This is a genomic window from Bdellovibrio sp. HCB209 (assembly GCF_047306065.1).
Lineage (GTDB): Bacteria > Bdellovibrionota > Bdellovibrionia > Bdellovibrionales > Bdellovibrionaceae > Bdellovibrio.
This window is the reverse complement of record NZ_CP178618.1, coordinates 3,110,361-3,136,620: the sequence shown is the minus strand read 5'-3', so window position 1 is coordinate 3,136,620 and position 26,260 is coordinate 3,110,361. Positions and strand designations below refer to the sequence as shown.

Genomic DNA, 26,260 nt, shown 5'->3' with positions numbered 1-26,260 from the left:
ATTATGAAATTTAATAGGCATAAGCTTCTTGTTACAAGTTTAATCACGGCTCTGGTGACTGGTTCAGTTGCACCAGCGTATGCGGCTCCTGCAAAAAAGGGGAAGGCAAAAGCGGCTCCAGCTGCTGCGCCGACTCGTGCAAGAACGGTGGGCGAGCTTTTGGCTCAAGCTGACCGTGACAATGCCAAAGTTAAAAAAGATTCAACGGCTCTTCCGACAGCTAATTTGGGTTTTGCGGCTCAGCAGAATCAAGTGAACTTGAGCGCGGTTAAACCACCGCGTTCTTCTGAGATCATGCAATCTCGCGCTAAAAGCGGAGACCAAAAAGCTCAGTACGAAAAAATCTTGGATCAACAGATTCAAGAGCTTTACAAGCTGACACAAAGATTTAAAACCAGCCCGAACCGTGGTGAATTGTGGCTGCGTTTGGCTGAGTTGTATGTTGAAAAATCTGCGATCGTCGATTCTCGCAAGCAAGATGAGTACGATGCAAAGCTAAGAGCTTTCAACGAAAAGAAAACGAACCGTAAACCAGTTCTAGAGCTTGAACAAGCTCGTGATTACAATCGTAAAGCGGTTCAACTGTATGAATGGTTCCAACGTGACTTCCCTAAAGATTCCAAAATGCCTCAGGCATTGTTCTTCTTGGGTTATAACTACTTTGAATTGGGCGATGTTAAAAAAGGTGCTCAGTTCTATGAAGATCTGACAAAACGTTATCCAAATTCCTCGTTCGTGGGTGAAGCTCACTTCGCGTTGGGTGAATACTACTTTGAGAATGAAAAATGGTCTGATGCTTACAGAGAATACACGTTCTTGATTAAGCAAAAGAAACACCGCTTGCACACGTTCGCGATGTACAAGGGTGGTTGGTGCTTGTTCCGTTTAGGAAAAGTACAACAAGGTCTTTCTTATCTTGAATACATCATTAAAAGCAGCCGTCAGGAAGAAGCTGAACAAGTTGCTGGTAAAGCAGTCAACCGCACTCGTCTAGAAGGCGAAGCAATGCGTGACTTGGTTATCTTCTATGCTGAGGGTGGCGATCCTGCGAATGCAGCGAACTACTTTGACAGCCTAGTTGGCCAAGGCAGCGATCAGTATCTTGAAAGATTGGCTTATCAGTATCAAGCTCGCGGTAACAAAGATGCTTCTCGTGACATCTTTAAGCTTTTGATCGCTCGTAATCCAACTCATGCGAAAGCCTTCGAGTTCCAATATCAAGTTGTACAGAACTTCTTTTATGCGAAGAACACAAATCGCTTTAAAGATGAACTTTACGGCTGGGTAAAAGACTACGGCAAAGGCAGCGACTGGTATGCTGCTAATAATAAAAATAAAGAATTGATGGAAAGCTCTTATAAATTGCGCGAAACAACGTTGCGTAACTATATCTTGCAACAACATCAAACGGCTCAGAACTCTCGTGCGCAATTTTCTCAAACGCAAGCGAACGAAGGTTATAAGCTTTATATCTCTGAATTCTCTGATTCTCCGGTGATTGGCGATATGCGCTTCTATTACGGGGAGTTGTTGTACGATATGCAACGTTACGATGAAGCTTTCGTTCAGTACCAATGGGTTGCTGAAAAAGCTCCACAAAGTAAGTTCTATCCTAAGGCAGCGCAAAACTTGATCTTGGCAGTGGAAAAAACGATTCCAACGGACGCAGAAATGCAAAAACGTGTGGGTAACTCGTTGGATCCAATTCCTCTTGATCCAAAAGTGGACCGCTTCATTAAAGCCGGTACTTGGTACGTGAATAAGTTCCCTCAGTCTGAGAAGACTCCAGAGATCAAATTCCGTATTGGTCGCTTGTACTACCAATCGAATCATTTCGATCAGGCAGTAACTCAGTTCCGCGATATCGTGAAAAACAATCCGAAATCTAAGTATGCGGAATACTCTGCCAACTTGATCTTGGATATCTACAACTTGAAGAAAGACTATGCCGGCCTAGAAAAAGTAGGTGCGGAGATGTTGTCAGTTCCATCGATTGCGGCTTCACCAGTGGGTAAAGATATCCGCGGTATCATGGAAAAGGCATCCTTCAAAAAAGGTCAAGATCTTGAAGGCCAAAAGAAGTATGCAGAATCAGCACAAGCTTACGAGGGATTTGCCAAAGCAAACCCTGGTTCAAGCTTAGCAACGACAGCTATGTACAATGCGGGTATCAACTATGAGCGCGCAGGACAAAATGGTATGGCGATTGCCGCTTACAAAGGCGTGTTGGCTTCTAAAGATCCAGAAGCTGAGAAGCTAAGACCGAAAGTTCGTCGTTTCTTGGCAAAACAATACCAAGATTCTGCGCAGTTCGAAGAGGCAGCGAAGCTTTACAAACAGTTGGCACAAGAGGCTCCTAAAGATCCATTGTCGCCGAACTTGATGTTTAATGCGGCTGTTCTTTACGAAGCATTGGGCCGTAATGACGAAGCGATCCGCGCGTATACTGAGTTCACTAAAATGAACAAAAAACGTAGCGAGAATGTGGAAGTCCTTTATAGCATCGCAACGATCCACCGTAAGGCTGATCAAAAAGGTGCAGCGATCCGTAACTACATGGAATACGTGGAAACGGGCGGTCGCGATCAAGAAAAAGTCGTTGAGAGTGCTTACTGGGTTTATGAGCTTTCTAAAGAAGTGGGTGCTATCACTCGCTCTAAAGAATGGGCTGGTAAAACTGTGGCCATCCAAAGACGTTTCGCTCCGAACAAAAAAGGACCTGGCGCTTCATACGCAGCCAAACTTAAATTTGCGGATGCAATGCTGACGTTTAAAGAAATGCGTTCAATCAACTTCCCGGCAAACCCGGCGAGACAAAAAGCGGCAGCCGACAGAAAGATTGGTTTGTTGACGAAGCTTTCTGGCGAACTGGTTGATGTTATCAAGTACGACAGTGCTGAAGAGATCGTAAGTTCTCTAGCTCTATTGGGTGATGCGAACACGAACATGGCCCAAGCAATTATCAATGCACCACTTCCTCCAGGACTAAATCCTGAAGAGACGAAGCAGTACAAAGCGGGTGTAGAGAAGTTTGCAGAGCCATTTATGACGAAAGCAAAAGACAGCTACAAAGTCTGCGTAGACCGTGCTTGGGAGCTTGAAGCTTACAACGACGCTTATCGTGCAGCTTTGGATTATATGAGCAAAGTAGATCCTGCAAACTACTATAACGGTGGTGAAACAGGCTCTGAACTTCGTCTTGTGAACTGGATGGGTCAATAATGAAAAAGTACTTATTGCTGACACTATTATTCTTGGCGGCTTGTTCTTCTAAGCCTACGCAAAGCTCTGATGATCTGGGCATGGAAGGCGTGACAGACGCTCCAACCGTTCAGGAAGATGCTCCAGCGAGAGAAGCAAAACGTGACGAGCCGGAGGAAGTAAAGCCCGCTCCGATCGCGTCTTCTCAGTATTCAAACTTGAATGGTGCTATTAAATCGCAAAACGACGAGGGCATCTACAGAGCAGCAACGGATATCCTAGCTCAGAATGGTAATGATGCTCGCGCCTTGAATGCGTTGGCGATGTACCACTACAAAAAAGGACGCTTTGATCTTTCAAAGTATCTTTTGAGTAAGGCGATTGCCGCAAATCCGAATATGGCTGAGCTTTATTCAAATTTGGGTGTGGTCCAGTTGTCTCAAAATGAAAGACGTGAAGCGATCAAGTCTTTCAAAAAAGCGCTCTCGATCAATGCGATGGAGCCAGTGGCATCTGCTAACGTAGGTTCCATCTACGTCCAGGAGAAAGACTACAAAAAAGGTCTATTGGCGCTTGAGGTTGCATACGGCCGCGGAATCAAAGATCCACGTGTGATGAACAATTATGCAGTGGCGTTGACTGCTACAGGTAGTTACGACAAAGCCGCTGACCTATACAAGAGAGTCGTCAAAGAGGACAGCAACAACCGCGAGGCAATGCTGAACTACGCTATTCTTCTGGTAGATAAAATGGAAAAATATAAGGACGGGCTCGAGGTCATAAGCAGACTAAAGTTTGTAGGTGGGCCAGCAGGGTCGAGTAACAGAATAAATGCTTTGGAGAACAAGGCCAAAGCAGGTTTAAAATAAGTGAATCCTCGAGGGAGTGAACCATGTTGCGACTTTTAAAATACATATCTTTGCTGGGCATCATATCCTTGGTTTGCAATTTTGCTTATGCGCAAGAAGCCGCTAAAAAAGAGCGCAAAGCAACACTGAACTTTGAGGACGAGTTGGTTGAGGGGGGCACGCAAAAGCCTGAGCTTTCCTATCTCTTCCAGAAAAAGAATTTCAATTATAAAAGATTGATCAAACTCAGAGAGAACTTTACTCCCGAGATGAGAAGATCAGCAGAAGACATTCAGCGAGTTCGAGGTAGTAATTGAGATCGCCGTTAATATTCAGAATTTTTAAGGATAACCAACTTACCGGGGTTAAACAGTTCGATCAAGATCAGATCGTAATTGGTCACTCTGAGGAAGTTCACGTCGACCTTGATGGCGACGGTGTATCGCCAATTCACTGTCTTTTAGAGAGACGTGACTCGGGCTATTACATCTGCGACTTGGGATCTCAAACAGGCACGTTCAAAAATGGACAAGCAATTCTCGATGAGAGCATTACTTCCGGCGATGAAGTGACTGTCGGTCCATTTAAAATTGTATTCTTCCTAGGTGTACCAAAACCAAAAGCTCCTCCTCCAGGAGAAGAGTTGGCGTCAGCAGCTCCTGTCGTAACTGAGGCTCCTGCAGCTCCAGTTGCACCAGCGGCACCGGCAACACCGGCGCCAGTCGCAGCAACACCTCCGCCGCCGGCGACGGAAACAGTGACTTCAGTTCCTGTTCCTCCGCCAGCAGAAGAGCCGGTTGCAGCGAAACCTCAACCAGCGGCTCCGCCACCAGTTGAGAAAAAAGAAGAAGTAAAAGTAGCTATTCCTTCTGAAGTTCCTAAGATTGACGAAAAAGCTCCACCTGTAGCTGCGGCTCCAGTGGCAGCGGCACCTGTTGCAGCAGCGGTAACGCCAGCGGCTCCGGCGGCTCCGACTCGTCCAGAGATTCGTGCAGCGAAATCTCCGTTTAAGAAGGAAAAGAAAGTTAAGTCTTTTGCTCCTCCAAGTGAGATTCAAGATCTTAAAACTTATTTGAAGCCTGGAAAAGGTCCTACAGTTCAAGTGATCGTTGCTTGGAAAGAGCGCATCCTGAACACGTACAACTTTAAAGGCAATCAATCTGTTCACGTAAATTTGGGTGAAGATAAACCAAATAGCATCGCTCTTCCTGAAGGCATCATGCCTAAAGGTTTCCAAATTTTGGATTTGAGCGCTGGCCTAAAAGTGAACACAGCAGCAGACATGAAAATCGAAATGGTAGCCTCCACTGGTTTGGTTGCTATCGAAGAACTAGAGAAAAGCGGTCGCGCGCAAAGAGCGGGTGGCGGTTATTCAGTTCGTGTCGATCAAAGTGAAATGCTTTGCTTGGCTCTGCCAGGTGGAAACATCAATCTTTATATCCGATTCGTTCCTCAAGCTCCAGTGGTGCCAATCACTTCTGTGATGCTTTCTGGTTCTGAGCTTACGGGTATGATCATGTCTTTTGTGATCGTGGGATTGCTTGCATTGTACATCTCTGCAACAACGCCAAGTGACTGGGAAGAGAATAAGCAAGAGGACGTACAGCGTATTGCGCAGGTTATCTTTGATAAGAAACCAACGCCTCCTCCACCAGCACCGACACCGAAGCCACCAGAGCCATCTCCGACTCCGGTGCAACAGCCTACTCCAACACCTACGCCTAAAAAAGTTGTCGTAAACGATAACGATAAAAAAGCGCAGGAGAAAAAGCCTGAAAATAAACCTGCAGTTTCGCAAAAAGCGCAACAAGCAGCTAAGGCAAGTGAAGTGGCTCCGAAAGAGACAAAAGATCGTACTAAGAAGTTCACTTCGACTCGCCAAGGTGGCGCAGTGAAGATGGGTGAAACTGCTAGTGCGAATGCACAGTCTAAAAACAAAGACCTTTCTAAAGTGGGTCTATTCAGTGCATTCGGTGGCGGCGGTAACAGAGGTAATATCGATAAAGCTTACTCTGGTCAGGGTGAGGTTTTGGGTATGGCCAACCAAGCAACTGGTACATCCGGTATGAACGAAAACAGAGCCGGTGATGATCTTGGCTCAAAATTTAAAGACTCAGGTGCCGGTGGTAAAGGTACTGCGACTCAAGGTATCGCGGGTATCGGAACTAAAGGTCGTGGGTCAGGTCAATCTGCTTACGGTGCTTCGGAAGGTTTCGGTTCGAAATCTCAAGTAGCAATCGAAGGTGGTGGTATGGAAGAGTCCTTCGACGGAACAATCGACAAAGAAGCAATTCGTCGTGTGATCCGTGCGAAACTTCATGAAGTTAAGAGCTGCTACGAAAGAGCTCTTAATACGAAGGCCAAAGGCACTCGTCTTGAAGGTAAAGTTATCTTGGGCTGGGAAATCGTCGCTCAAGGTCAGGCTCGCAACGTGAAAGTAAAGAGCTCAACACTGGGTGATAAACAGGTTGAGAACTGTATTAGAGATCGTTTGGCAAGTTGGACATTCCCGGAACCTCCAGCAGGTCTCGTGGCAGTGATCGAAGCTTACCCATTCGTTTTGAACCAACAATAGATTTAATAAGTTAAGAAATTTAAAAAAGTTACTCTACAGGAGGAGTTTTCGTGAACCCAACAGACGCAGCAGCAGCAGCTACCCAGTCAGCAACTAACGCAGCAATGCAAGTTGCAACGGCAGACAATATGAATTTCCTACAACGCGCATTCTCTGAAGGCGGTATCGTGATGTACATCATCGCGGCCATCGCAATCATGTCAGTGATCGTAATTGTAGACAGAATCATGAAACTTAAAAATTTGAATGTGGATAAAAAAGAATTCACAGATCAAATCTTCCGCATGGTTGTAGCAGGTGATCTTCGCCAAGCTATTTCTTATTGCGACGCTCGCCCAGCAGCTTTGACGAACACAGTTAAAGCGGGTCTTGTGCAAGCGATGAACAAACGCCCTGACGAAGAAATTCAAGTGGCGATGGATGCAGCAGTTATGAGAGAGATGCCAAAAGTTGAAGGTTGGACTTCCTTCCTTGCGGTATTCGGTAATATCGCGGTTCTTGCGGGTCTACTTGGTACGATCATTGGTATGATCGGTTCCTTCCGTGCGGTTGCGGTGGCTGACCCTGCTACTAAATCTATCGAACTTTCAAAAGGTATCTCGCATGCCTTGAATTGTACTGCCTTCGGTCTTTTGGTTTCGATCATCTGTATCGTGGCTTACGGTTTGTTCCAACATCGTATTCAAAAAACTGAGAATGAAGTTGTTGAGACTTCTATGAGTCTTTTGAATCTAGTTGTAGCTAACAGAGAAAAGATCAGAGATTAATTACTTACGGTAAAGTTAGAGGTTTAGCATGGCTCACATAGAAGAGGGCAAATCCGGCGGCAGGGCGAAGAACATCGAGTTGAATCTCGTTCCTGTCATTGACTTGATGAGCGTACTTATTACGTTCCTCCTGATCAGTGCCGTTTGGACCCAGATCTCTATGATTCAAATTGGAAGTTCCTTGTACGGTAAGAAATCCGACACTCAACCCAGTCCGACTCCACCTCCTCAAGCGGATGTGGTGTTGAAGGTGGATGTGAAGCCTGTTGGTTATGTTTTAACTGTTGGGAAACAAGTCATCAGTCTTCCAATGCAAGGCGGACAATTTGACGATGCTGGCCTCATTGCGCAACTTCAAAGAGTTAAACAAATCTATCCAGAAAAAGTGGATGCAATCCTGACGATGGCAGATGAACTTCCTTATGATCAATTGATCAAAGCGATGGATAACTGCCTTATTTCCGGATTTAGCGCGATATCAGTCGCAACAGGAGCGCCTCAATAATGGCAATCTTTAGACCGGGCGAGAGACATCGTTATCATAATATTTTGAGTAAACGTAAAGGGAAGCGTGGCGTGACGGCAGTTCTGTCTTTGACAGCGATGGTCGACATGTTTACGGTTCTCGTTATCTTCCTTCTTCAGAACTACAACACGACAGGTGACATCCTTTACATGCCAAAAGAAGTTACGCTTCCTAAGGCAGCCAGTGTAAAAGAATTGAAACCAGCGCACGTTGTGACGATTTCCAATAAAGAGATCGTTTTGGATAAAGACACTGTGGCGACGTTTGATGAAGTTCAAGCGACCGGCCCAGATGACTGGAATATTCCAAAGTTGAAAGACCAATTGGCGGCGGCTTTGGCAAAAAGCAAAGCTGATTACGAAGCAAAATTGCAAAACAAGATCCGTAATGCTGTAGATCAAACTAAAGGTCAAAATACAGAGGATCCTAATGCATGGAGCAAAGTAACTATTCAGGCCGATAAAGGTATCGATTTCCTGACTGTGAAAAAGGTTATGTTTACAGTAACCGAAGCTGGAGCCGGAGAAATTAATTTCGCGGTGACCAAAAACTCTAACCAGTCGACTTCTACCCAATAACTTGGGTAGAATCGATCCATGGCCAAGTTTAAGAACCTCATCTTTGTAGCATTATTGATTCTGTTATTCGTTGAGGTTCTTATCGTTTTTCCCAAAAAACTTGAACACGAAGATGATGCCGCTGTTCAAGCCCGTGTCGAACTCCAAGAAAGCAAAAGAAAAGAACTCGAAGAGCTGAAAAAAGCGGGTAAAGCCGTTGATGAAAAACAGCCCGGCTCCATGGCCGACCAAAAAATGGGCGGTGTTCATTTGGTGGAGAGCCAAAAAGGACAACGCGATTGGGAGCTTTTCTCTGAGTCGGCAGAGGGTAGTCAGGGTAGCGGTAACTGGAAATTAAAACAGGTCCGCGTTCTTTTTTATAACAAAGAAAAAATTGAATTCACCGTGAATGGTGATGAAGGAACTATCGACGCGAATTCCAGAGATTTAAGAATCACTGGCAATGTGGTGACTCGTTCTGAAAATGGTTATCTTTTTAAAACTCCAGGAATTCACTACTCCGCTGTGAAAAGAGAAATTGAAAGTCCCGAAGATGTCTACATGGAAGGTCCTCGTGATAAAAGCGGATCTGGTATGGTGGTCAAAGGCCGTCGTATGCAGGTTTTGGTTGATCAATCCAAAATGTTGATTCGTGAAAAGGTCACTGCAACCAAGGCAGCTAATGATGGCAAGCGATTTGAGATCGCTGCCGATGGTGCTGAGTTCAGTGGTAAAAATAATGTCGCGCGCTTTCTGGGGACGGTTCGTATGAACTATGATGGCATGCGCTTAGAAGGTCCCGAGGCGAATTTCCTCTATGATCGCGGTGCGAATATTCTTAGTAACATAAATATTCTGGGCGGCGTTAAAGTCAGCGACGCAGATAAGTTTGCAACATCCGATATGGTGAACCTGGACCTTCTTGCAAATAAGTACGTATTCAAAGGCAAACCTAAGGTTATTCAGAATAATGATGAGCTCAGCGGTGAGGAAATCATCTTTCTCGATGGCGGGAAAAAGGTTAAGGTAGAGAGAGTCCGTGCTAAGATGGACAACAAGGAAAATCAATGAGCATTCTGACCATCAAAGATATCTCTAAAAGTTTCAAGAAGCGCAAAGTCGTTGACGGTGCGTCTTTCTCTGTAGAATCGGGTCAGGTTGTCGGTCTTTTGGGGCCGAATGGAGCTGGTAAGACCACATCTTTCTATATGGTGGTAGGTATCGTTCAACCAGATAGAGGCAACATCCAACTTGATGATGAAGACATCACAAACGAGCCGATGTATCGTCGTGCGCGCGTTGGCTTGAGCTATTTGGCTCAGGAGCCAAGTATTTTCCGTAAACTTACTGTTGCAGAAAATATCACGGTGGCTTTGGAAGCTCATGGTTTTAGTGGGGCACAACGTGCAGAGCGATTGGAACTATTGATTTCTGAACTTCGTATTGGTCATATCCGTGACAGTTTTGGCTATGCCCTGTCTGGTGGTGAGCGTCGCCGTGTGGAGATCGCTCGTGCTTTGGCTGGGGAGCCTAAGTTTCTGCTCCTCGATGAACCGTTCGCGGGGATCGATCCTATTGCGGTCGGTGATATCCAGAATATCATCCGCGAACTTAAGGCCAAAGGTATAGGAGTTCTCATAACAGATCACAACGTTCGTGAGACTTTGGGTATTTGCGATTATGCTTATATACTGAAGGACGGGCAGATTCAGGTTAGCGGAAGTGCTGACGAAATCACGAATTCCGAATTGGCTCGTAAATTCTATCTCGGTGAGAACTTTAGGCTGTAACGCTAGTGCGTTTTTAGAAAGGTAAACAATGGCTCTTAGACAGACCATGAACCTGAGTCAATCTCTGGTCATTACTCCGCAACTGCAACAAGCAATTAAATTGTTGCAGATGTCGCGTATGGAGCTTGAGTCGGCGGTTCGTTCTGAGCTTGAGGAAAACCCGATTCTAGAAGAAGCCGAACAGTTAAAAGAAGAAGATCTGCAACGTACCAAAGAGGCCTCTGAAGAAGTTGCTGGCGAAGGTTCCGTTGAGTCTACGAACGATCAGATCTCTCAAGACCCACAAAAGCAAGATGAGTTCGAGTGGGAATCTTACATTGAACAAAATCAAAAACCTCCTCAGTCCGGCATGGCTGGTTCTGAAGAGATCATGAACTATGAAAATGTCATCACCGCATCTCAAACTTTGCACGACCACCTGTACTGGCAAGTTAAGATGAATGGTTTCTCTGAAGAAGAGGAAAGAGCTGCTGATGCGATTATCGGCGCGATCGATGATGACGGTTACTTCAAAGTTCCAATGGATCAGTTAGCTGAGGAAGAGAAGATGGATAAAGATCTTCTTGAGGACACGCTGACGCTGATTCACGAGTTCGATCCTCCAGGCGTGGGGGCTCGTGATTTGAAGGAATGTCTTTTAATTCAAGCCAAGCACTTGGAAGAGGACACTCACGATCTAGTAAACCTGATCAACAATCATTTGAAAGATCTTGAAAAGAAAAACTACGAAGCGATTGCCAAAGCCTTGGGCCGCGATATCGAAGACGTAGTTGATATGTGTAAGATCATCTATGCTATGGATCCAAAACCAGGGCGTGCCTTTGTTTCGAGTGATACTCACTACGTAACGCCAGATGTTTACGTTTACAAAGTGGGTGACGATTACGTGGTGTCTTTGAATGAAGACGGTTTGCCACGTTTGAAAATTTCAAACTTCTATAAAAACATGCTTAAGAGTGGAAAAACAACGGGTGATAAAACTCAGGATTATATCCAAGAGAAATTGCGCTCGGCGGTTTGGTTGATTAAGTCTATCCACCAAAGACAAAGAACTATCTACAAGGTTGCAGAGTCGATCGTAAAACATCAACGCGACTTCTTTGAAAAGGGTTCTGAGCATTTGAAACCGATGGTTTTGCGCGATATCGCGAACGACATCGGGATGCATGAATCGACGGTCAGTCGTGTTACAACGGCTAAGTACGTGCACACGCCACAAGGTATCTATGAGCTGAAATACTTCTTCAACTCGGGTATCGCGTCTGGTGATGGCGACTCGTTGGCGAGTGAATCAGTTAAGGTTAAAATCAAAGATTTGGTTTCTAAAGAAGACCCAAAAAATCCTCTTTCCGACCAAAAAATCGTGGATTTGCTAAAAGCAGACGGTATCCAAATCGCTCGTCGTACGGTTGCAAAATACCGCGATGTTCTGAAGATCCTTCCGTCATCTCAACGTAAGAAATACTTCTAGAAATCACATTGGTTTACAGATGCGGCTGCATTTTTAAACCAATCGTAGACGTTGCGAATATCTTGCTTAACAAGTTGAGCTTCAGTTTTCTTGTTCCAGCCTGGAATGGTTTCTGGGTTTTCTATTATACAGAATAATTTTTCTCTCTCGGGAGCGATACGTTGCGAAGAGTAGAGGTTGGACTCTGCATCGTAAAGGGAGTGGCAAATACGTGCCTCGTCGGTTCCTAGGTCAGGCTTAGCAGCGTCACATGCTTTTCTAATTTTGAAAATGCGCACCCAGTGGTTTTCTGGCATTTGAAATTCTTTAAGTGCATTCATTTTTATTTGGGCCGACTTAAGAAGTTGGTTATCAGACGCAAAAGAAGATTGCATCATTTCTCGAGTCAGGGCTTCTATCTCTGCCGTTGCAAGTCCCTCTTGGAGAATATTTGAATTAAGATGTCGTAGGCATTCATGAACACCTAAAGCCGTTCTGTTTTTTTCATCCATGGCGCCAACTAGAGGAGCCGATACAACCAGTGTTCTGTCTCGGAAAAATACCAAAGGTTGCTGAATGGCCACTGGAAACCTATTGGAGAAATAGGCATATTGATTTTTTGAGGAATCATCGATGAAAATCATATGTTGATAGAGCAAAACAGGCTCACGGTCGCAATTTGCGTAGGCTAACGCCTTAAGCAGTGGGTATTTGGTTTGACTGAACAGACGATGAAATGCCTCTGGGAATACGCCCGAAAAATCAGAGCGATATCCGATAGAGGGGGCTTTGCGGTGAGTTTGGAAGTACTGCCAGCCCGCCAAGCCCGTGAAGTTGTACAATCCTGCATTGCGGAAGAAATTATTTTGGACGTAGCTCTCGCGTTCGCGTGGAGACATCAGTTTGATTTCATCAAGAAAGGTATCTTCGTATCTGGTTAAATCGGCAAGGTGAACCTGACCTTTTGCGATCAAGCCCATTCCTCCGCCTCCGCTGGATTCTCCACCCGAAGAGACCAAGGAGCGCTGGCCGTTGGAATCTAGTTTCTTATAGTCAGAATCTAATTGGGAGTTCATTAGTTGATAGGCATCACCAATTGAAAGGGGCTTTACCTTGGGAGGTAGTTCCTTGATCAGCTTGGTATTTACTTCAGGAGTTATAGTGGTTTTAAATTGAATCTTTTCAATTCCTATTGCCGTGGATAGGAATCCAGCAACAGCCATATAAATGATTTTCCTAAGTGTGCTAATCATGGATTACTCCTTAGTAGACTATCAGCAAAAGGTAAGCCGTATGATGTCTGTTATAGTTGAACTGACATGGCTCAAAATGAGACGGCGACAAATTACGCTGTCGCCGTCGTTGCGAATGGTCAGAAGCCAGAATGTCTAAAGACCTTGGTGTGGCCATTTTACTCCGGCTGGAGTGTTTTGATTGCCGATGCATTCCATCGAGTCCTTTTCGGAGCGGATAGGATTATTAACCCACTGAGGGTTTTCGATTGTGCCGATATTTTTTTGCTCAATCTCGTAGACATCGCTTTTGAAGTATTCGACACGTTTTCCGTCAGCACTCAATTGTACTTTAATAGATACCAGCTCATCACTTTTTGGCACGGTGAGGACATACATAACTTTATCTCCATCGAAACGAGTCAGAGTCGCGGAGTAAGGCAATGGCACTATGCTCGCCAAGTTGTAATAGAAGCAAACAGATGCATTTGATAGGCTGTGGAGCATCGCATATGTTTCAGGCTTTGTTAGAGTTTTGCCACCTGCCCATGCAGTTGTTGTCAGAGTCAAAAGAGTAACTAGAACTGTAAATACTGATTTCATAAAAACCTCCTTAAGGTTTAGTTCGTGTATTCGTTGAGCAGGTTTTAGCTTAAATTGACGCAGCACATCCAGATCTTCCTTCTCAAGAATCCCAGAGATTGTTGAGTTGGCGGACTAAATAGTTTCTAAGTATATGAAATTGTTTATTAAAATAGAACACATCTGATTCATGTTTTAGTCGTTTTTTGCCGATAATAGGGCATGGCCAAACAGACACTTCCAGATATTTACAGCTTCACGGACTACAAAAAGTATCTGCGTAAATGGATCGAGTCTCACCCGATGAAGGGGCGTGGACAGCTATCGGCCTTGGCAAAAGTGATGAATTGCCAAACGTCCTATTTATCTAAAGTCGTATCCGGTGACTTAAATCTAAGTGTCGAGCAGGCCCTGGATGCTTGTTCCTTCTTGAGTCTGAATGAAAGCGAAGCTGATTACTTCCTAAATTTGGTTTCTTTAGAGCGCGCAGGTACGGTGGCTTTGAGGCAGCGACTTAAAAAGCAAGTCACTCAAATGCAGGGTGAGGGGAAGAGGGCTTGGGCTAAATCTGATGTGGATCAGATTTTGTCTTCGGAAGATCAGCAGACTTATTATAGTTCTTGGCATTATGCGGTGGTGCACATCGCGGCCACAATTTCTCAATACACAACTCCGGAGAAAATATCCCAAGCTGTTAACTTGCCAGAGGACGTCGTTGCGAAAACCCTTCAATTTCTGCTGGAGAAGGATCTTGTGCGACGATTGGCTGATGGCTCCCTCACTTTTGGGAAACGTCGTCTGCATTTAGATTCAAATTCGTTGATGCAGACGAGGCACCATATCAATTTCAGAATGTTATCGATTCAAAACTTGGAAAAAGGTATGAAAGATAATAATTTGCATTATTCTTCAGTGGCATCTGTCGCGAAAGCAGATGTCGATGTGATTCGCGAACAAATCAGTCAGATGATTCGCGCGACCCGCGAGAAAATTCGCGACTCCGAACCGGCGGATGAGCTGGTCGGTTTGGTTGTAGATTTTTTTAAAATAGCAAAATAGGAAATGGAAAAGACACAATGGATTTAAAAAAGCTGATCAGAGATGTCCCTAACTTCCCGAAAGAGGGAATTCTATTCCGTGATATGTCTCCGCTTTTGCAAAATCCTGATGCGCTGACTTTTGTTTCTAAAAACTTGGTGAATGGTGTGGATCTTTCTAAGGTTCAGTACTTTGCAGGGATCGAGTCTCGTGGATTCATTCTTGCCTCTCACATGGCGGCTGTTCACGGTAAAGGCTTTTTGCCGATTCGTAAGGCGGGCAAACTTCCTCCTCCGACTAAAAAGATTTCCTATGCTCTAGAGTACGGAACGGCTGAAATTGAGCTTCCCGTTGGCGGCGGCAATATCATGATCGTTGACGATGTTCTTGCAACAGGCGGCACATTGCAGGCAGCTATTGATTTGAGCACCCTTGCTGGTTATACAGTGCAATCAGTAGCGGTTCTGGTGAACCTGACTTTCTTGAATCAAATGAAGTTTAACGGCAAAGAGGTTTATTCCCTTGTTCAATACTAAAGACGTCGCAGTATTAATGGCTCTTCCCCATGAATCCCAAGGTATTTTCGAAGCCGAAAATATCCCAGTTCATTACACGGGTATTGGTAAAGTAAACGCGGCGTTGACGGCTATGGACGTCATTCATAAAACAAAGTGCAAAGTGATCATCAATTTAGGAACTGCGGGCAGTTCCAAATTCAAGACACATGACTTGGTTGAGGTCTCAACATTTGTGCAAAGAGATATGGATATCACGCCACTGGGATTCAAAGTTGGTGAGACACCTTTTGATCCAATTCCAGGACAAATCGATTTGATTCCTTATTTTTCAGAATTACCTCATGGAATCTGCAGTACTGGGGATAATTTCGAGACGGGAACGCCTAAGCTTCCCTGTGATTTAGTAGATATGGAAGGCTATGCCATCGCTAAGGTGTGCCGTAAAACGGGCGTACAGCTTATTTCTTTGAAATATATTACCGATGGAGCAGATCACAATGCTCATAATGATTGGGCCGCAAATCTCCTACCGGGTGCGAAGAAGCTTTTAGAATTTTATAAGCGAATGATCGCAGCTGAGAGCAGTTCTTCCACTTAAATCCGTGAAAAATATTTTTCTCAATTTGAGAAAATAAAATTAACCGCAAATATTTCTCTCCGGTTCTCATTATAGAGCTCATCTTTGGTCGAGCCGACCCGATAAGCTCTATAAGGGCACACGTGCCTGTCCACATGACAGAAGGCCTTGAAAGGGGCTGGAGGAGAAAAAACATGAAATTGAACACAACCTTTAAGCATCTTGATCACTCCGATTCACTTGTTACATACACAGAACAGCGTATGGAAGAAATCGGTCAATTTTTGCTTAGAGATGGGTACGGGACCGTTTACTTTAGCAAAACCAAAAATGAATTTTGTGTGGAAATTTCTGTGAACACCCGAGAAAAATATTTCAAAGCCAGCGCCTATAGCGTTGATGCGTACGCAGCCGTGGACTCATGTGTTGATAAATTGGAGAAGCAGTTTCTCAAAAATTCCAAAATACACAAAGATCACAAAAAACCCGAACTCTCAAAAGAAGGGCGCTTGAATCAGATGCTTCGTGTGCGTAAAGCCGCATAGAAGCCTTATAAATATCAAAGTCTTTAACAAAAGGTGGTCGAGTACCACCTTTTGTTGTTTAATGGCTCCATGAATAGCAATGAAACAAATGTGCACATCGGAAATTGGCTTTTTTCCTCTGTCGTAGAGGACGATGCGCTTACCAAATCCTACAAGTATCGCCTGTTGGTTATTATCACGGTGCTAACTGGATTGCTGATGTGGATGTACAGCTTCGTTTCTATCTTTTTAGTCACCAGTGAAGCCTTGGCTGTCATCGGTTTTTCGTGCTCCATCATTCATGCGTTGTGTCCTATACTCTATAAAGTAACCAAGTCGATGGTTTTTGCGGCCTACACGATGGTGACGGCCGGGATGGTGTTTCAGTTCTCCTTTGCATTTTACACGGGGGGATTTTACGCGCCGACCTTGATTTGGTTTGCAGTCCTTCCCATGATCGTGGGGATTCTTACTAATAAAAATCATGCACTCATTTGGATCTTCATTTGCGTAGCAGACTACGTCTTAATGTTTTTGCTGCAAACGAATCGTCTGGTTCCAGTCAGCGAGTTAACGGCCGACGGACGTGTGGTGACACAGTTCATGGTGGGGCTGGGGCTCATTGGTTTGGTGGGAGGATTTACACTCTTTTTTATCGAGCTGGGATATTTTTATCACAATAAAATTGCCGCGAAGAACATGCAAATCCGTCAGCTTTTCAGAGCAATCACTCATGACATTCTTAATCCGCTGACAGCCGTGGAGTTTTCTCAGCAGAAGATTCTTAAGCAGCATCCCGAGCTAGAGGGTGATTTGTCTCACTCGCAAAAAGTGATCGCGAACATTCGTCAGACCGTTGAAAACGCTCGATACTTTGATGCTGCAGATTCAGGGCGAGTTGTTCTTAAGATTCTGCCAGTGGCCCTGGCCAATATTTTTGAAACGGTTGAAGCGCTGTTTGAGGAGCGTCTCCGAGATAAAAAAATCACATTGGAGATTGATCCAGAGGTTAAAAACACGAATGTCCTCGGAGATGAGACAAGTCTTAGAACACAAGTGATCAGCAATGCCCTTTCTAATGCCATCAAGTTTGCCTCACCTGGAGATAAGATCGAGGTCAGTGGGATTTCTCATGGAAGCGAATACGAACTGATAATTCGTGATCATGGGCAGGGTATTCCGCCGGAGCGACTCCAGCAGTGGGAAGCGACAGGAGCTTTGTCCTCGACACTGGGAACATGGGGCGAGAAGGGCACGGGTTTTGGACTTTTACTCATGAAGCACTATATCGATAAGGCGCATGGTCGTCTTCAGATCCACAGTATCTGTCATAACGTCGATTCCAAGAATAAAGGTACCCGTATCAGCCTTTTCCTTAAGAAGGCTCCCTAGATAGGTTGACCCCCAAATACGAGTTTGATAGGTTGCGAATCTGACTTAAAATGTCGTCAAACAAACATTGTCGCGCTCTGCCCCGGTTAGGGTGTGACTCTTCCGCTATGAAGGAAAACAAGTAGTGAAAAACTATCTTTTTACGAGTGAATCTGTTTCTGAAGGCCATCCGGATAAAATGGCCGATCAAATCTCAGATGGTGTTCTGGACGCTATCTTGGCTCAAGATCCTAAGGGTCGTGTTGCCTGTGAGACTTTGCTAACAACAGGTTTGATCGTTGTTGCTGGTGAAATCACGACTTCTGCAAAAGTGAACTTTTCAGAAATCGCTCGTGATGTTGTTAAACGTATTGGTTATGACCACTCTGATAAAGGTTTTGATTACAAAACTTGCGCAGTGACGGTTGCAGTTGGCCAACAATCTCCAGACATCGCTGTCGGTGTTAAAGAGACTTTGTCTGACGACCAAGGCGCTGGTGACCAAGGTTTGATGTTCGGTTATGCCGTTAACGAAACTCCTGAGTTGATGCCTCTTTCGATCGCAATGTCTCATAAGCTTGTGAAAGACTTGGCAACAATCCGTAAAGCTAACAAAGTGGACTGGTTGCGCCCGGATGCTAAATCCCAAGTAACAGTTCAGTACGAAAACGGTATTGCTAAACGTATCGATGCAGTTGTTATTTCTACTCAACATGCTGACAGCGTTTCCAATGCAACAATCAAAGAATTCATCACTGAGGAGTTGATCAAAAAATCAATCCCAGCTCAGTGGATCGACGCTAAAACTAAATTCTACATCAATCCAACAGGCCGTTTCGTAACGGGTGGCCCAATGGGTGATGCTGGTTTGACAGGTCGTAAAATTATCGTGGACACGTACGGTGGTCACGGTGCCCACGGTGGTGGCGCATTCTCTGGTAAAGATCCTTCAAAAGTGGATCGTTCTGCGGCTTACGCGGCTCGTCACATTGCGAAGAATATCGTGGGTGCGGGATTGGCAGATCGCTGCTTGCTGCAAGTTGCTTATGCAATTGGTGTAGCTGAGCCAGTTTCCATCTCTGTAAACGATTTCGGCACAAGCAAAGTAGGCCCAGAAGTGCTTGAAAAAGCAGTTCGTCAGGTCTTCGATTTGCGTCCAGCTCGCATTACGAAGGATTTGGATCTTTTGAGACCAATCTATTCGAATACAGCTGCTTACGGTCACTTCGGCCGTAACGAAGACGCTTTCACTTGGGAAAAATTGAACAAAGTGGAAGAGCTAAAAGCTGCTGTAAAAGGTTTGGCGTAAGCTTCTCTAAGTTTCGAAATTTATTAATCATTGCGCCGAGTTGTCTCTAGCAACTCGGCGCTTCTTTTATATAATGGCGCGAATGGATCCTAAGTATATACGTAACTTTGCAATTATCGCTCATATCGACCACGGCAAATCAACTTTGGCGGATGGTCTTCTTTCGGCAACTGGCTCGCTTTCCGATCGTGAAAAGAAAGAGCAGTTTCTGGACAACATGGAACTTGAGCGTGAGCGTGGGATCACAATCAAGGCTCAAACTGTTTGCCTAGATTTTAAATCTAAAGACGGCAACATGTATCAGATCAACTTGATCGATACTCCGGGGCACGTGGACTTCTCTTACGAAGTTTCTCGTTCTTTGGCAGCTTGTGAGGGTGCGATCCTGGTGGTCGATGCTGCACAAGGGGTTGAGGCACAAACTCTCGCGAACGTTTATCTCGCGATGGAGAATAATCTTGAGATCATTCCAGTCTTAAACAAAATCGATTTGCCATCTGCAGACCCAGAGGGCGTAGCAAGACAAATCGAAGACACAGTTGGTTTGGATACGACAGGTATCATTCATGCATCTGCGAAAGAGAAAATCGGTATCACTGATATTCTTGAAGCGATCGTTGAAAAAGTTCCGCCACCAAAGGCAGACAAAACACTCACTCCTCGTGGTTTGATCTTTGACTCTTGGTTCGATGCTTATCAAGGCGTTGTCGTCTTGGTTCGTATGATGGACGGGACAATTAAAAAAGGCGACAGAATCAAATTCATGGCCACAGATCGTGACTATGAAGTTTTGCGTATGGGTAAATACAAACCATTCCCGGCTCCTCAAGACACTCTTGAGGCTGGTGAAGTGGGCTTTATCATCTGCGGTATCAAAGATATCCGTGACGTAAAAGTCGGTGATACAGTGACAGGTGCAAAACATCCAGCAACAGAGCCTTTGGCTGGTTTCCAAAGAATCAAGCCGATGGTATTTGCGGGTATCTTCCCCGTTGTTGCTTCTGAATACGAAAGCTTGAAGGACGCTTTGGATAAGCTCTGCTTGAATGACTCTTCATTGTCATTCGAGGTGGAAAAGTCCGCGGCTCTTGGGTTCGGTTATCGTTGTGGTTTCTTGGGCCTTCTGCACATGGAGATCGTTCAAGAACGTTTGGAGCGTGAGTTCAATCTTGATTTGATCACGACAGCGCCAACGGTTGTTTACCAAATCACTAAAACAGACGGCACAGTTTTGATGTTGGAAAATCCGTCAGGCATGCCTGATGAGTCGACAATCGCAAAATTCGAAGAGCCTTATGTGAAAGTGACGTTGCATACTCCGACTGAATATATCGGTGGAATCTTAAAGCTTTGCGAAGACAAGCGCGGCGCTCAGCTTAAGATGGAATATGTGAACGAGAAAAAAGTTATCATCGAATACAAACTTCCAATGAATGAAATGGTTATGGATTTCTATGACCGTTTGAAATCTATTTCTAAAGGTTACGCATCTTTGGAATATGAATTCTTGGGCTTTGAAGAGGCTGACTTGGTGAAGTTGGATATCTTGATCAACTCTGAGCCGATTGATGCCTTGTCATTGATCGTTCACAGATCAAAAGCGGTCACGCGTGGTCGTAAGTTGACAGAGAAGATGAAAGAACTCATCCCTCGTCAGCAATTCCAAATTAATATCCAAGCTGCAATTGGATCGAAAATTATTGCTCGTGAAACTCAAGGGGCGATTCGTAAAGACGTTACTGCCAAATGTTATGGTGGTGACATCTCTCGTAAACGTAAGCTTCTAGAGAAACAAAAAGAAGGTAAGAAGCGTATGAAGGCGGTCGGCTCTGTCGACGTCCCTCAGGAAGCATTCTTAGCGATCTTGAAAGTAGAGGACTAGCATCATGGCAAAAGACCAACAAGACAAACCCGTTCCTTGGGACTGGAGAACAAAACACTTTTGGACAGAAGGTTGGGGATCTCTTTTCCTAGCGGTGTTCATTGCGTTGTTTATCCGTTGGGGTTTTGTTGAAGCTTACGTGATTCCATCAGGCTCGATGTTGCCGTCACTTTTGATTCACGATCATATTTTCGTGAACAAACTGACTTACGGTCTGCGTGTCCCATTCAGCGAAAGCTGGTTGGTAAAATTTAACGAACCAAAACGTGGCGAAGTGATCGTGTTTAAGTATCCTCGTGATATGAGCACATTCTTCATCAAGCGTATCGTGGGCGAGCCAGGCGACAAGATCTATTATGAAAATGGCACTTTGTACGTCAATGACAAACCCGTTGAAAAGAAAGTTCCTGCAAATCAGGACGAATTCAATTGGTTGCGTGATGCGGATTTCACTCGTGACGGTAACGTAAACGATGCAAAATCTAACTACGTTGAATTCACTGAAGCACTTCCGCCAAGCAAAGAGGGCGGCGAGGGTAAAGACCACGCCATTCTTCTTCGTAAGGGTGACTTCTACGAAACGTTTGGTCCGGTTGTGGTTCCTGCAGATCACTTGTTTGTTATGGGTGACAATCGCATGAACTCCATGGACAGCCGTGTTTGGAGCTTCTTGCCTAAGCAAAATATTTTGGGTCGTGCGATGTTCGTATGGCTTTCTTGTGAAGAAACTATTCCAGCTCTTCCGATGTTGTGTAATCCAATGACGATTCGTTGGACTCGCTTCTTCCATCCAGTTAACTAGTAAATGAATCAAGAAACATCAGCAGAGAAAAATTTAAAAGGAACGTGGGATCAGGCGATTCTAACGTTCCTTTTTCCTATTCTGCTGGTGATGGGCGTGCGCTGGGCTTTGTTTGAGCCGTTCGTAATTCCCTCGGGCAGTATGATTCCTAATTTGCTGGTGCATGATCATATCTTAGTAAAAAAATTCTCCTACGGATTGCGTGTGCCATTCAGTGATAAGTGGCTCGTTCAATGGTCGCAACCTCAGCGTGGCGACATCGTTGTCTTTAAGTATCCCGAGAATCCTGATGTCTATTATATCAAACGTCTGATTGGCCTTCCGGGTGATGAAGTTGTTGTCAAAAGCGGTAAGATTTCTCTGAACGGGCAAGAGTTGCCGTTGGAAGCGATGGATCCCAAAGCTGGTGACAAGGGTTTCACTTATTTCAACGAAACTTTAGACTCTAAAAATCATGTGATTCGCTTCATGGATTTCAAATTCGATGACGACACAACTCCGCAGGTTTTTAAAATCCCCCAAGATCAGTACTTTTTCATGGGCGACAATCGTGACCAATCCAGTGATTCCCGTGTTTGGGGGTATGTAAAACACGACTACATTGTCGGGCGAGCCTGGGCAATTTGGCTGAGCTGCGATAGCACTCTTCCGACCATGACATTTATGTGTGACCCTTCGCAAATGCGCTGGTCGCGTCTATTTAAAACACTCCAATAGTTTCATATACTTAGATTGTTAACGTTTGTTAATTCAGGCGTTCTTTTTTACATGGGGTTCTTTGTAAAATTACGCAAAGCATTAATATGTGTTAAGAACGAGCATCTTTTAACAATCTAAGGAGACTTCCATGAAATTGGTTTCTTTCGCAGTAGCGATGCTAACAGCGGTAAGCGCATTTGCTTACAGCACGAACTATACAAACCTTGAAGACAAATCCACATACGTAGAGGCAGTAGCTGCTTCTAACCAAGACGGCGTAATCTCTTTGCGCGTAGTTGTAACTGGCAGCACGACTGTCGTTCCAAACTTCCTAGTTGTAGACCAAGCTGGTGGTTTTCAATGTAAAGTTATTAAAACAAACTTGCTAGAAAGCTCATACGACTCAACTAAAAAAGAATTCACTCAAGCTTTCGAAGGTAAAATCATCTGGACTCCAGGTCATGAAAACAGCGGTTGCTTGGTTCAAGTTCTTCACCCATCTTTGAATAATACTCGCGCTGTGATCTACATGGAGAACAACGAAGCGAATCCTTCTCCAATATACGAAGACGAATACTAGTTTCTTCGCTTTTCCAAAAAAGCTATCCGCGATCGCAAAAGTTAGTTAAGATTTTTTCATGACTCGTTGGCGAGAATACTTAACAACTCTAGTGATCGCGGTTTTTTTTGCGCTTTTCGTGCGCAGCTATCTGATCACTGCCTATAAAGTTCCGACAGGTTCGATGCAGCCAACATTGAAGCCTGGAGATTTCATATTTTCTTCGCGAATTTCCTACGGCATTCAATTGCCATTTACAGATAAAAAATTGGATATCGTTTCTCCCAGTCGTGGTGATCTGATTGTTTTTACCTATGCCAATCAACCGGGCGTATCTTACGTGAAGCGTGTGATAGGTCTTCCGGGGGATCGCATTCAAATCAAAGATGGTCGTATTTTACTCAATGAAGAGCCTCTTCAATATGTGAAGGTGGCTGATGTTAGTAACGACAATCCAAACTCCGCGATTTTTGATATCTATGAAGAGAAATACCAAGATCACTCCTGGCGAGTGATTTTCCAAAAAGCTTCTGAGAGCAAAGATTTTGGTCCTCTCGTAGTTCCTCCCGATGAAGTCTTTATTCTAGGCGATAACAGAGATGCGAGTGACGACTCGCGCTATTGGGGAACTGTTCCGACTTCACAAATCATAGGCAAAGTCGTCCTTATCTGGCTCTCGTTGGATTGGCAGGAAAAATGGGGCGGAGATCGCTATCCTACAGTGCGTTGGAACAGAGTTTTTTCTCCGGTTCATTGACAGGAAACGCTTCGCCTTCTAGGCTGTTCTTCTAGATGTCATCTAGAACTCAGCACTCCATTATTGATTTAGTTAGCCTTGAAAAAGAGAAAATCAACCGTCTTTTTTCAACGGCAGATCAGTTGGCATTGAATCCATTTATACCTTCAAAGGGCTTCGGCAAAACCGGAGCCCTTTTATTTTTCGAAGCCAGCACGCGCACGCGAATGAGCTTTGAAACAGCATGCGCTCAGATCGGTGTGCATCCCATGCTCTTAGACGGAAAATCGGGGAGCAGTCTTGAAAAAGGCGAAACTCTTGAGGACACGGTTCTGAATGTGGCGGCTATGAAGCCAGCCTTTGTGGTGATTCGTTCTGGTGATGATTTGGATTTCAACGACATTACGACAAAATTGCAAATGCCTGTTATCAATGCGGGTTGGGGTAAAAAAGGTCATCCGACGCAAGCCCTGCTAGATGCTTACACAATTCGTAAGCATCTCGGGAAAATAGAAGGCCAAAAAGTTTTGATCGTGGGGGATGCTCGTCACAGTCGTGTGGCGGCTTCGCATGTTGAGCTAGCAGCTAAGTTAAATTACGAAGTGGCGTTTTGCGGACCTGAGGGCTTTTTGCCAGAGAGATTTGACGTAAAAGTATTTAAAAACTTCAGCGAAGGTCTGGCGTGGGCGACTGTGGCGATGGCTTTGCGTGTTCAGCTTGAACGTCACGTGACGAAGTATTCATTGGCGAACTACCGCAAAAATTTTGGTTTTACTGTTGAGAATTTAAAAGGTCTTTCTGACAAGGCTCTAATCATGCATCCAGGTCCTATCAATCAAGGGACGGAGATGGATACGGAAGTTTTGCAGAAGGATTCTCGCTGCCGAGTTTTGGATCAAGTCAGCAATGGCGTCCTGATTCGTCAGGCGATTTTGCTCGAGGTTTTGGGGGGATTATGAAGGGATGGCTTGTTTTAGAAACGGGCGAAGTTTATCAAGGCGCTTGGCATGGCGGTGAAAACCGTGCAGGAGAAGTCGTCTTTAATACATCCCACTCGGGTTACGAGGAAATCGCGACAGATCCATCTTATTTTTCACAAATCGTTGTGATGACAGCTCCGATGCAAGGTAACTACGGCATTGAAGATGAGGCTTGGGAATCACGCCAGCTTTGGATTGAGGGCTTTATTTGTCTTGAGATCCAGGATTCAGAACGCGATCAAGCGTGGAAGAAACGTTTGCTCGACAATAAAATTCCAATGCTAACGGAGCTTGATACTCGCCACTTGGTTTTGCGTCTGCGTAAAGGCGGAACTCCTTGGGGAGCTTTAGTGCAAGCCCAAGATGAAGCTCAGGCAAAATCTTTGGCTCAAACTTTAATCGACAAAAAGAAGACCTTGGACAAAGACTGGGTTTATCTTGCGTCTCGTCCAGCACCGGAAGTCCGCAAAGGCGACAACATGGTTGGTCCGCGCGTCGCGGTTTTGGATTTCGGTAGCAAAGAAAATATCCTGCGCGAGTTGCAAAACCGTTGCTCTGAAATCAAGATCTTTAACAGCCGCAGCTCTGTCCAAGAAATCATGGAGTACAATCCAGATGGTATCATGCTAACTAACGGTCCTGGCGATCCAGCGGACGTGAAGGTGGCGATTGGCACTGTGAAGGAGCTTTTGGGAGTAAAACCGATCTTCGGTATCTGCATGGGACACCAAATCCTGGGATTGGCGTTGGGTGGCAAGACTTACAAGCTTAAGTTCGGTCATCGCGGCAGCAATCATCCTATTCAAGACAACATTTTGAATCAGATTTACATGACCAGCCAGAACCACGGCTATGCCGTCGATCAAGCGACTTTGCCTGATGATGTCAAAGTGACGCATACCAATCTAAATGATGGCACTGTGGCAGGTTTTTATAGTGAAAAAAGAAAGTGTTTGGGAATACAATATCATCCTGAAAGTTGCCCAGGCCCGCATGAAGCTTCCGGCCTGTTTAGTTATTTTGTAGAGCGGATGATATGAACGAATACGAAAAGTTAATCGAAAAAATTCTTAATCATTTTGTCAGCGAGGCCTTCAAGGATGAATTGGCTATGGCCAAAAAGGAATTCTTTGAAAACGCTGGTACCTTGGATGAAAACTCAGAGCACTTCGAATCTCGTATGGCTCAGTTTTATGACTGGTACTTCTTTACCCGCGAGTTAAAAGGTTTCGGCCAAACTCCGCTGGATGCTTGTCATTTGGTTCGTGAGCTGCGTTTCACTGCTGAAGAAATGCAGTTAATCCAGGTTTTGAAAAATCACAGTCATTCCATTTTTGAGTTTAACAAGATTAAAAACGGCGACGTTTACATCAAAGATCTTATGGCGAACAAAAAATTGGTGGTTAAGGAATCTCCGTATGTCTTCGGATTTGATCCTGATGAACTATTTGAAGTGCGTTTGATTCCTCATGGGGAGTCTTACATCTTCACACGTGGTTTTTGCTTCCATCCAGAAAGTGCTAAGAAGTTCATTTTGAGCGAAGTAAAACGTCATCGCAAAGATCCTGATTTGGATCCTGACTTGATGATGCTTCGTTTGATTAAAATGAGATACAAGTTCGAGCAGTATAAGCATGTGAAGCCCGAGATGATCTACTCCAACGAGGGAAAACTCGGTATTTAATTATTTTTGTTTTTATAACTCCGGTAAAGCCGGAGTTTTTTTTGAGCAGTTTG

Annotated in this window: 26 protein-coding genes; 24 read left to right on the top strand and 2 right to left on the bottom strand. The window is 44.7% G+C overall.

The genetic code is table 11. From position 1 onward, the window contains the following. The first annotated feature begins 3 nt into the window (after nucleotides 1–3). The 10 genes from ACLVWP_RS15230 to rpoN are packed head-to-tail and all read left to right on the top strand — an operon-like array spanning nucleotide 4 to nucleotide 11,735. The gene (locus tag ACLVWP_RS15230) at nucleotides 4–3,222 is read left to right on the top strand and encodes a tetratricopeptide repeat protein (RefSeq protein WP_413558449.1); all 3,219 of its coding nucleotides are present in this window, start codon (nucleotides 4–6) and stop codon (nucleotides 3,220–3,222) included. Further along, nucleotides 3,222–4,070 carry a tetratricopeptide repeat protein gene (locus tag ACLVWP_RS15225; RefSeq protein ID WP_413558447.1) on the top strand — a complete coding sequence of 283 codons (849 nt, stop codon included), beginning with the start codon at nucleotides 3,222–3,224 and terminating at the stop codon, nucleotides 4,068–4,070. The genes ACLVWP_RS15230 and ACLVWP_RS15225 overlap by 1 nt, the downstream gene beginning before the upstream one ends. A gap of 23 nt (nucleotides 4,071–4,093) precedes the next feature. Further along, entirely contained in the window at nucleotides 4,094–4,366 is a 273-nt protein-coding gene (locus tag ACLVWP_RS15220) for a hypothetical protein (protein WP_413558445.1), read from the top strand. Further along, a complete protein-coding gene (locus tag ACLVWP_RS15215) occupies nucleotides 4,363–6,624 on the top strand; it encodes an AgmX/PglI C-terminal domain-containing protein (protein WP_413558443.1) in 2,262 nt (753 codons plus the stop codon). Before ACLVWP_RS15220 ends, ACLVWP_RS15215 begins: the two co-directional genes overlap by 4 nt. Nucleotides 6,625–6,674: 50 nt before the next feature. Next, complete coding sequence (locus ACLVWP_RS15210; RefSeq protein WP_413558442.1) at nucleotides 6,675–7,391, top strand: MotA/TolQ/ExbB proton channel family protein; 717 nt, start codon at nucleotides 6,675–6,677, stop codon at nucleotides 7,389–7,391. 28 nt (nucleotides 7,392–7,419) lie between these two features. Next, nucleotides 7,420–7,896 (top strand): ExbD/TolR family protein, encoded by a 477-nt coding sequence (locus tag ACLVWP_RS15205; RefSeq protein WP_413558441.1) that lies wholly within the window; start codon nucleotides 7,420–7,422, stop codon nucleotides 7,894–7,896. Between the two features lie 44 nt (nucleotides 7,897–7,940). Beyond that, nucleotides 7,941–8,495 (top strand): ExbD/TolR family protein, encoded by a 555-nt coding sequence (locus tag ACLVWP_RS15200; protein ID WP_413558439.1) that lies wholly within the window; start codon nucleotides 7,941–7,943, stop codon nucleotides 8,493–8,495. A gap of 18 nt (nucleotides 8,496–8,513) precedes the next feature. After that, nucleotides 8,514–9,545 carry an LPS export ABC transporter periplasmic protein LptC gene (lptC, locus tag ACLVWP_RS15195; protein WP_413558438.1) on the top strand — a complete coding sequence of 344 codons (1,032 nt, stop codon included), beginning with the start codon at nucleotides 8,514–8,516 and terminating at the stop codon, nucleotides 9,543–9,545. Beyond that, nucleotides 9,542–10,264, top strand: a complete 723-nt coding sequence (gene lptB / locus ACLVWP_RS15190; protein ID WP_413558437.1) for an LPS export ABC transporter ATP-binding protein — start codon at nucleotides 9,542–9,544, stop codon at nucleotides 10,262–10,264. The genes lptC and lptB overlap by 4 nt, the downstream gene beginning before the upstream one ends. Nucleotides 10,265–10,292: 28 nt before the next feature. Continuing rightward, a complete protein-coding gene (gene rpoN / locus ACLVWP_RS15185; protein WP_413558436.1) occupies nucleotides 10,293–11,735 on the top strand; it encodes an RNA polymerase factor sigma-54 in 1,443 nt (480 codons plus the stop codon). Here the strand turns inward: rpoN and ACLVWP_RS15180 are convergent. Beyond that, on the bottom strand, nucleotides 11,732–12,967 hold the full coding sequence (locus tag ACLVWP_RS15180) for a hypothetical protein (RefSeq protein WP_413558434.1): 1,236 nt from the start codon (nucleotides 12,965–12,967) through the stop codon (nucleotides 11,732–11,734). The genes rpoN and ACLVWP_RS15180 overlap by 4 nt on opposite strands. 135 nt (nucleotides 12,968–13,102) lie before the next feature. Next, entirely contained in the window at nucleotides 13,103–13,549 is a 447-nt protein-coding gene (locus ACLVWP_RS15175) for a hypothetical protein (protein ID WP_413558433.1), read from the bottom strand. Between the two features lie 201 nt (nucleotides 13,550–13,750). Here ACLVWP_RS15175 and ACLVWP_RS15170 point away from each other — a divergent pair, with 201 nt between their 5' ends. The 14 genes from ACLVWP_RS15170 (at nucleotide 13,751) to ACLVWP_RS15105 (ending at nucleotide 26,207) form a co-directional block, all read left to right on the top strand. Next, nucleotides 13,751–14,587, top strand: coding sequence for a TIGR02147 family protein (locus tag ACLVWP_RS15170; RefSeq protein ID WP_413558431.1), 837 nt, complete (start codon nucleotides 13,751–13,753; stop codon nucleotides 14,585–14,587). 17 nt (nucleotides 14,588–14,604) lie between these two features. Beyond that, entirely contained in the window at nucleotides 14,605–15,102 is a 498-nt protein-coding gene (locus ACLVWP_RS15165) for an adenine phosphoribosyltransferase (RefSeq protein WP_413558429.1), read from the top strand. Nucleotides 15,103–15,118: 16 nt separating this feature from the next. Next, nucleotides 15,119–15,682: a 5'-nucleosidase gene (locus ACLVWP_RS15160; RefSeq protein ID WP_413561586.1), complete on the top strand. Its 564-nt coding sequence runs from the start codon at nucleotides 15,119–15,121 to the stop codon at nucleotides 15,680–15,682. A gap of 173 nt (nucleotides 15,683–15,855) precedes the next feature. Continuing rightward, nucleotides 15,856–16,206, top strand: a complete 351-nt coding sequence (gene hpf / locus ACLVWP_RS15155) for a ribosome hibernation-promoting factor, HPF/YfiA family (protein WP_413558427.1) — start codon at nucleotides 15,856–15,858, stop codon at nucleotides 16,204–16,206. 69 nt (nucleotides 16,207–16,275) lie between these two features. Then, complete coding sequence (locus ACLVWP_RS15150; RefSeq protein ID WP_413558426.1) at nucleotides 16,276–17,577, top strand: sensor histidine kinase; 1,302 nt, start codon at nucleotides 16,276–16,278, stop codon at nucleotides 17,575–17,577. A gap of 124 nt (nucleotides 17,578–17,701) precedes the next feature. Then, a complete protein-coding gene (metK, locus tag ACLVWP_RS15145; protein WP_413558425.1) occupies nucleotides 17,702–18,865 on the top strand; it encodes a methionine adenosyltransferase in 1,164 nt (387 codons plus the stop codon). 82 nt (nucleotides 18,866–18,947) lie between these two features. Further along, entirely contained in the window at nucleotides 18,948–20,747 is a 1,800-nt protein-coding gene (gene lepA, locus ACLVWP_RS15140) for a translation elongation factor 4 (protein ID WP_413558423.1), read from the top strand. Between the two features lie 4 nt (nucleotides 20,748–20,751). Next, nucleotides 20,752–21,549 (top strand): signal peptidase I, encoded by a 798-nt coding sequence (gene lepB / locus ACLVWP_RS15135; RefSeq protein WP_413558422.1) that lies wholly within the window; start codon nucleotides 20,752–20,754, stop codon nucleotides 21,547–21,549. A gap of 3 nt (nucleotides 21,550–21,552) precedes the next feature. Continuing rightward, complete coding sequence (lepB, locus tag ACLVWP_RS15130) at nucleotides 21,553–22,266, top strand: signal peptidase I (RefSeq protein ID WP_413558421.1); 714 nt, start codon at nucleotides 21,553–21,555, stop codon at nucleotides 22,264–22,266. A gap of 130 nt (nucleotides 22,267–22,396) precedes the next feature. Continuing rightward, on the top strand, nucleotides 22,397–22,828 hold the full coding sequence (locus tag ACLVWP_RS15125; protein ID WP_413558419.1) for a hypothetical protein: 432 nt from the start codon (nucleotides 22,397–22,399) through the stop codon (nucleotides 22,826–22,828). A gap of 58 nt (nucleotides 22,829–22,886) precedes the next feature. After that, nucleotides 22,887–23,564: a signal peptidase I gene (gene lepB / locus ACLVWP_RS15120; RefSeq protein WP_413558418.1), complete on the top strand. Its 678-nt coding sequence runs from the start codon at nucleotides 22,887–22,889 to the stop codon at nucleotides 23,562–23,564. A 35-nt stretch (nucleotides 23,565–23,599) separates the two neighbouring features. Next, nucleotides 23,600–24,502, top strand: coding sequence for an aspartate carbamoyltransferase catalytic subunit (locus tag ACLVWP_RS15115; protein ID WP_413558416.1), 903 nt, complete (start codon nucleotides 23,600–23,602; stop codon nucleotides 24,500–24,502). Further along, nucleotides 24,499–25,563 (top strand): glutamine-hydrolyzing carbamoyl-phosphate synthase small subunit, encoded by a 1,065-nt coding sequence (carA, locus tag ACLVWP_RS15110; RefSeq protein WP_413558414.1) that lies wholly within the window; start codon nucleotides 24,499–24,501, stop codon nucleotides 25,561–25,563. Before ACLVWP_RS15115 ends, carA begins: the two co-directional genes overlap by 4 nt. Further along, nucleotides 25,560–26,207 carry a hypothetical protein gene (locus ACLVWP_RS15105; protein WP_413558412.1) on the top strand — a complete coding sequence of 216 codons (648 nt, stop codon included), beginning with the start codon at nucleotides 25,560–25,562 and terminating at the stop codon, nucleotides 26,205–26,207. The genes carA and ACLVWP_RS15105 overlap by 4 nt, the downstream gene beginning before the upstream one ends. Nucleotides 26,208–26,260 lie beyond the last annotated feature (53 nt).

Coding starts and splice junctions, on each gene's coding strand:
- ACLVWP_RS15180 (WP_413558434.1), bottom strand. CDS start 12,967: ATGATTAGCACACTTAGGAAAATCATTTATATGGCTGTTGCTGGATTC.
- hpf (WP_413558427.1), top strand. CDS start 15,856: ATGAAATTGAACACAACCTTTAAGCATCTTGATCACTCCGATTCACTT.
- ACLVWP_RS15105 (WP_413558412.1), top strand. CDS start 25,560: ATGAACGAATACGAAAAGTTAATCGAAAAAATTCTTAATCATTTTGTC.
- lepA (WP_413558423.1), top strand. CDS start 18,948: ATGGATCCTAAGTATATACGTAACTTTGCAATTATCGCTCATATCGAC.
- carA (WP_413558414.1), top strand. CDS start 24,499: ATGAAGGGATGGCTTGTTTTAGAAACGGGCGAAGTTTATCAAGGCGCT.
- rpoN (WP_413558436.1), top strand. CDS start 10,293: ATGGCTCTTAGACAGACCATGAACCTGAGTCAATCTCTGGTCATTACT.
- lepB (WP_413558418.1), top strand. CDS start 22,887: ATGACTCGTTGGCGAGAATACTTAACAACTCTAGTGATCGCGGTTTTT.
- ACLVWP_RS15165 (WP_413558429.1), top strand. CDS start 14,605: ATGGATTTAAAAAAGCTGATCAGAGATGTCCCTAACTTCCCGAAAGAG.
- ACLVWP_RS15220 (WP_413558445.1), top strand. CDS start 4,094: ATGTTGCGACTTTTAAAATACATATCTTTGCTGGGCATCATATCCTTG.
- lepB (WP_413558422.1), top strand. CDS start 20,752: ATGGCAAAAGACCAACAAGACAAACCCGTTCCTTGGGACTGGAGAACA.
- ACLVWP_RS15205 (WP_413558441.1), top strand. CDS start 7,420: ATGGCTCACATAGAAGAGGGCAAATCCGGCGGCAGGGCGAAGAACATC.
- ACLVWP_RS15125 (WP_413558419.1), top strand. CDS start 22,397: ATGAAATTGGTTTCTTTCGCAGTAGCGATGCTAACAGCGGTAAGCGCA.
- ACLVWP_RS15175 (WP_413558433.1), bottom strand. CDS start 13,549: ATGAAATCAGTATTTACAGTTCTAGTTACTCTTTTGACTCTGACAACA.
- lepB (WP_413558421.1), top strand. CDS start 21,553: ATGAATCAAGAAACATCAGCAGAGAAAAATTTAAAAGGAACGTGGGAT.
- lptC (WP_413558438.1), top strand. CDS start 8,514: ATGGCCAAGTTTAAGAACCTCATCTTTGTAGCATTATTGATTCTGTTA.
- lptB (WP_413558437.1), top strand. CDS start 9,542: ATGAGCATTCTGACCATCAAAGATATCTCTAAAAGTTTCAAGAAGCGC.
- ACLVWP_RS15150 (WP_413558426.1), top strand. CDS start 16,276: ATGAATAGCAATGAAACAAATGTGCACATCGGAAATTGGCTTTTTTCC.
- ACLVWP_RS15115 (WP_413558416.1), top strand. CDS start 23,600: ATGTCATCTAGAACTCAGCACTCCATTATTGATTTAGTTAGCCTTGAA.
- ACLVWP_RS15225 (WP_413558447.1), top strand. CDS start 3,222: ATGAAAAAGTACTTATTGCTGACACTATTATTCTTGGCGGCTTGTTCT.
- ACLVWP_RS15230 (WP_413558449.1), top strand. CDS start 4: ATGAAATTTAATAGGCATAAGCTTCTTGTTACAAGTTTAATCACGGCT.
- ACLVWP_RS15170 (WP_413558431.1), top strand. CDS start 13,751: ATGGCCAAACAGACACTTCCAGATATTTACAGCTTCACGGACTACAAA.
- ACLVWP_RS15160 (WP_413561586.1), top strand. CDS start 15,119: ATGGCTCTTCCCCATGAATCCCAAGGTATTTTCGAAGCCGAAAATATC.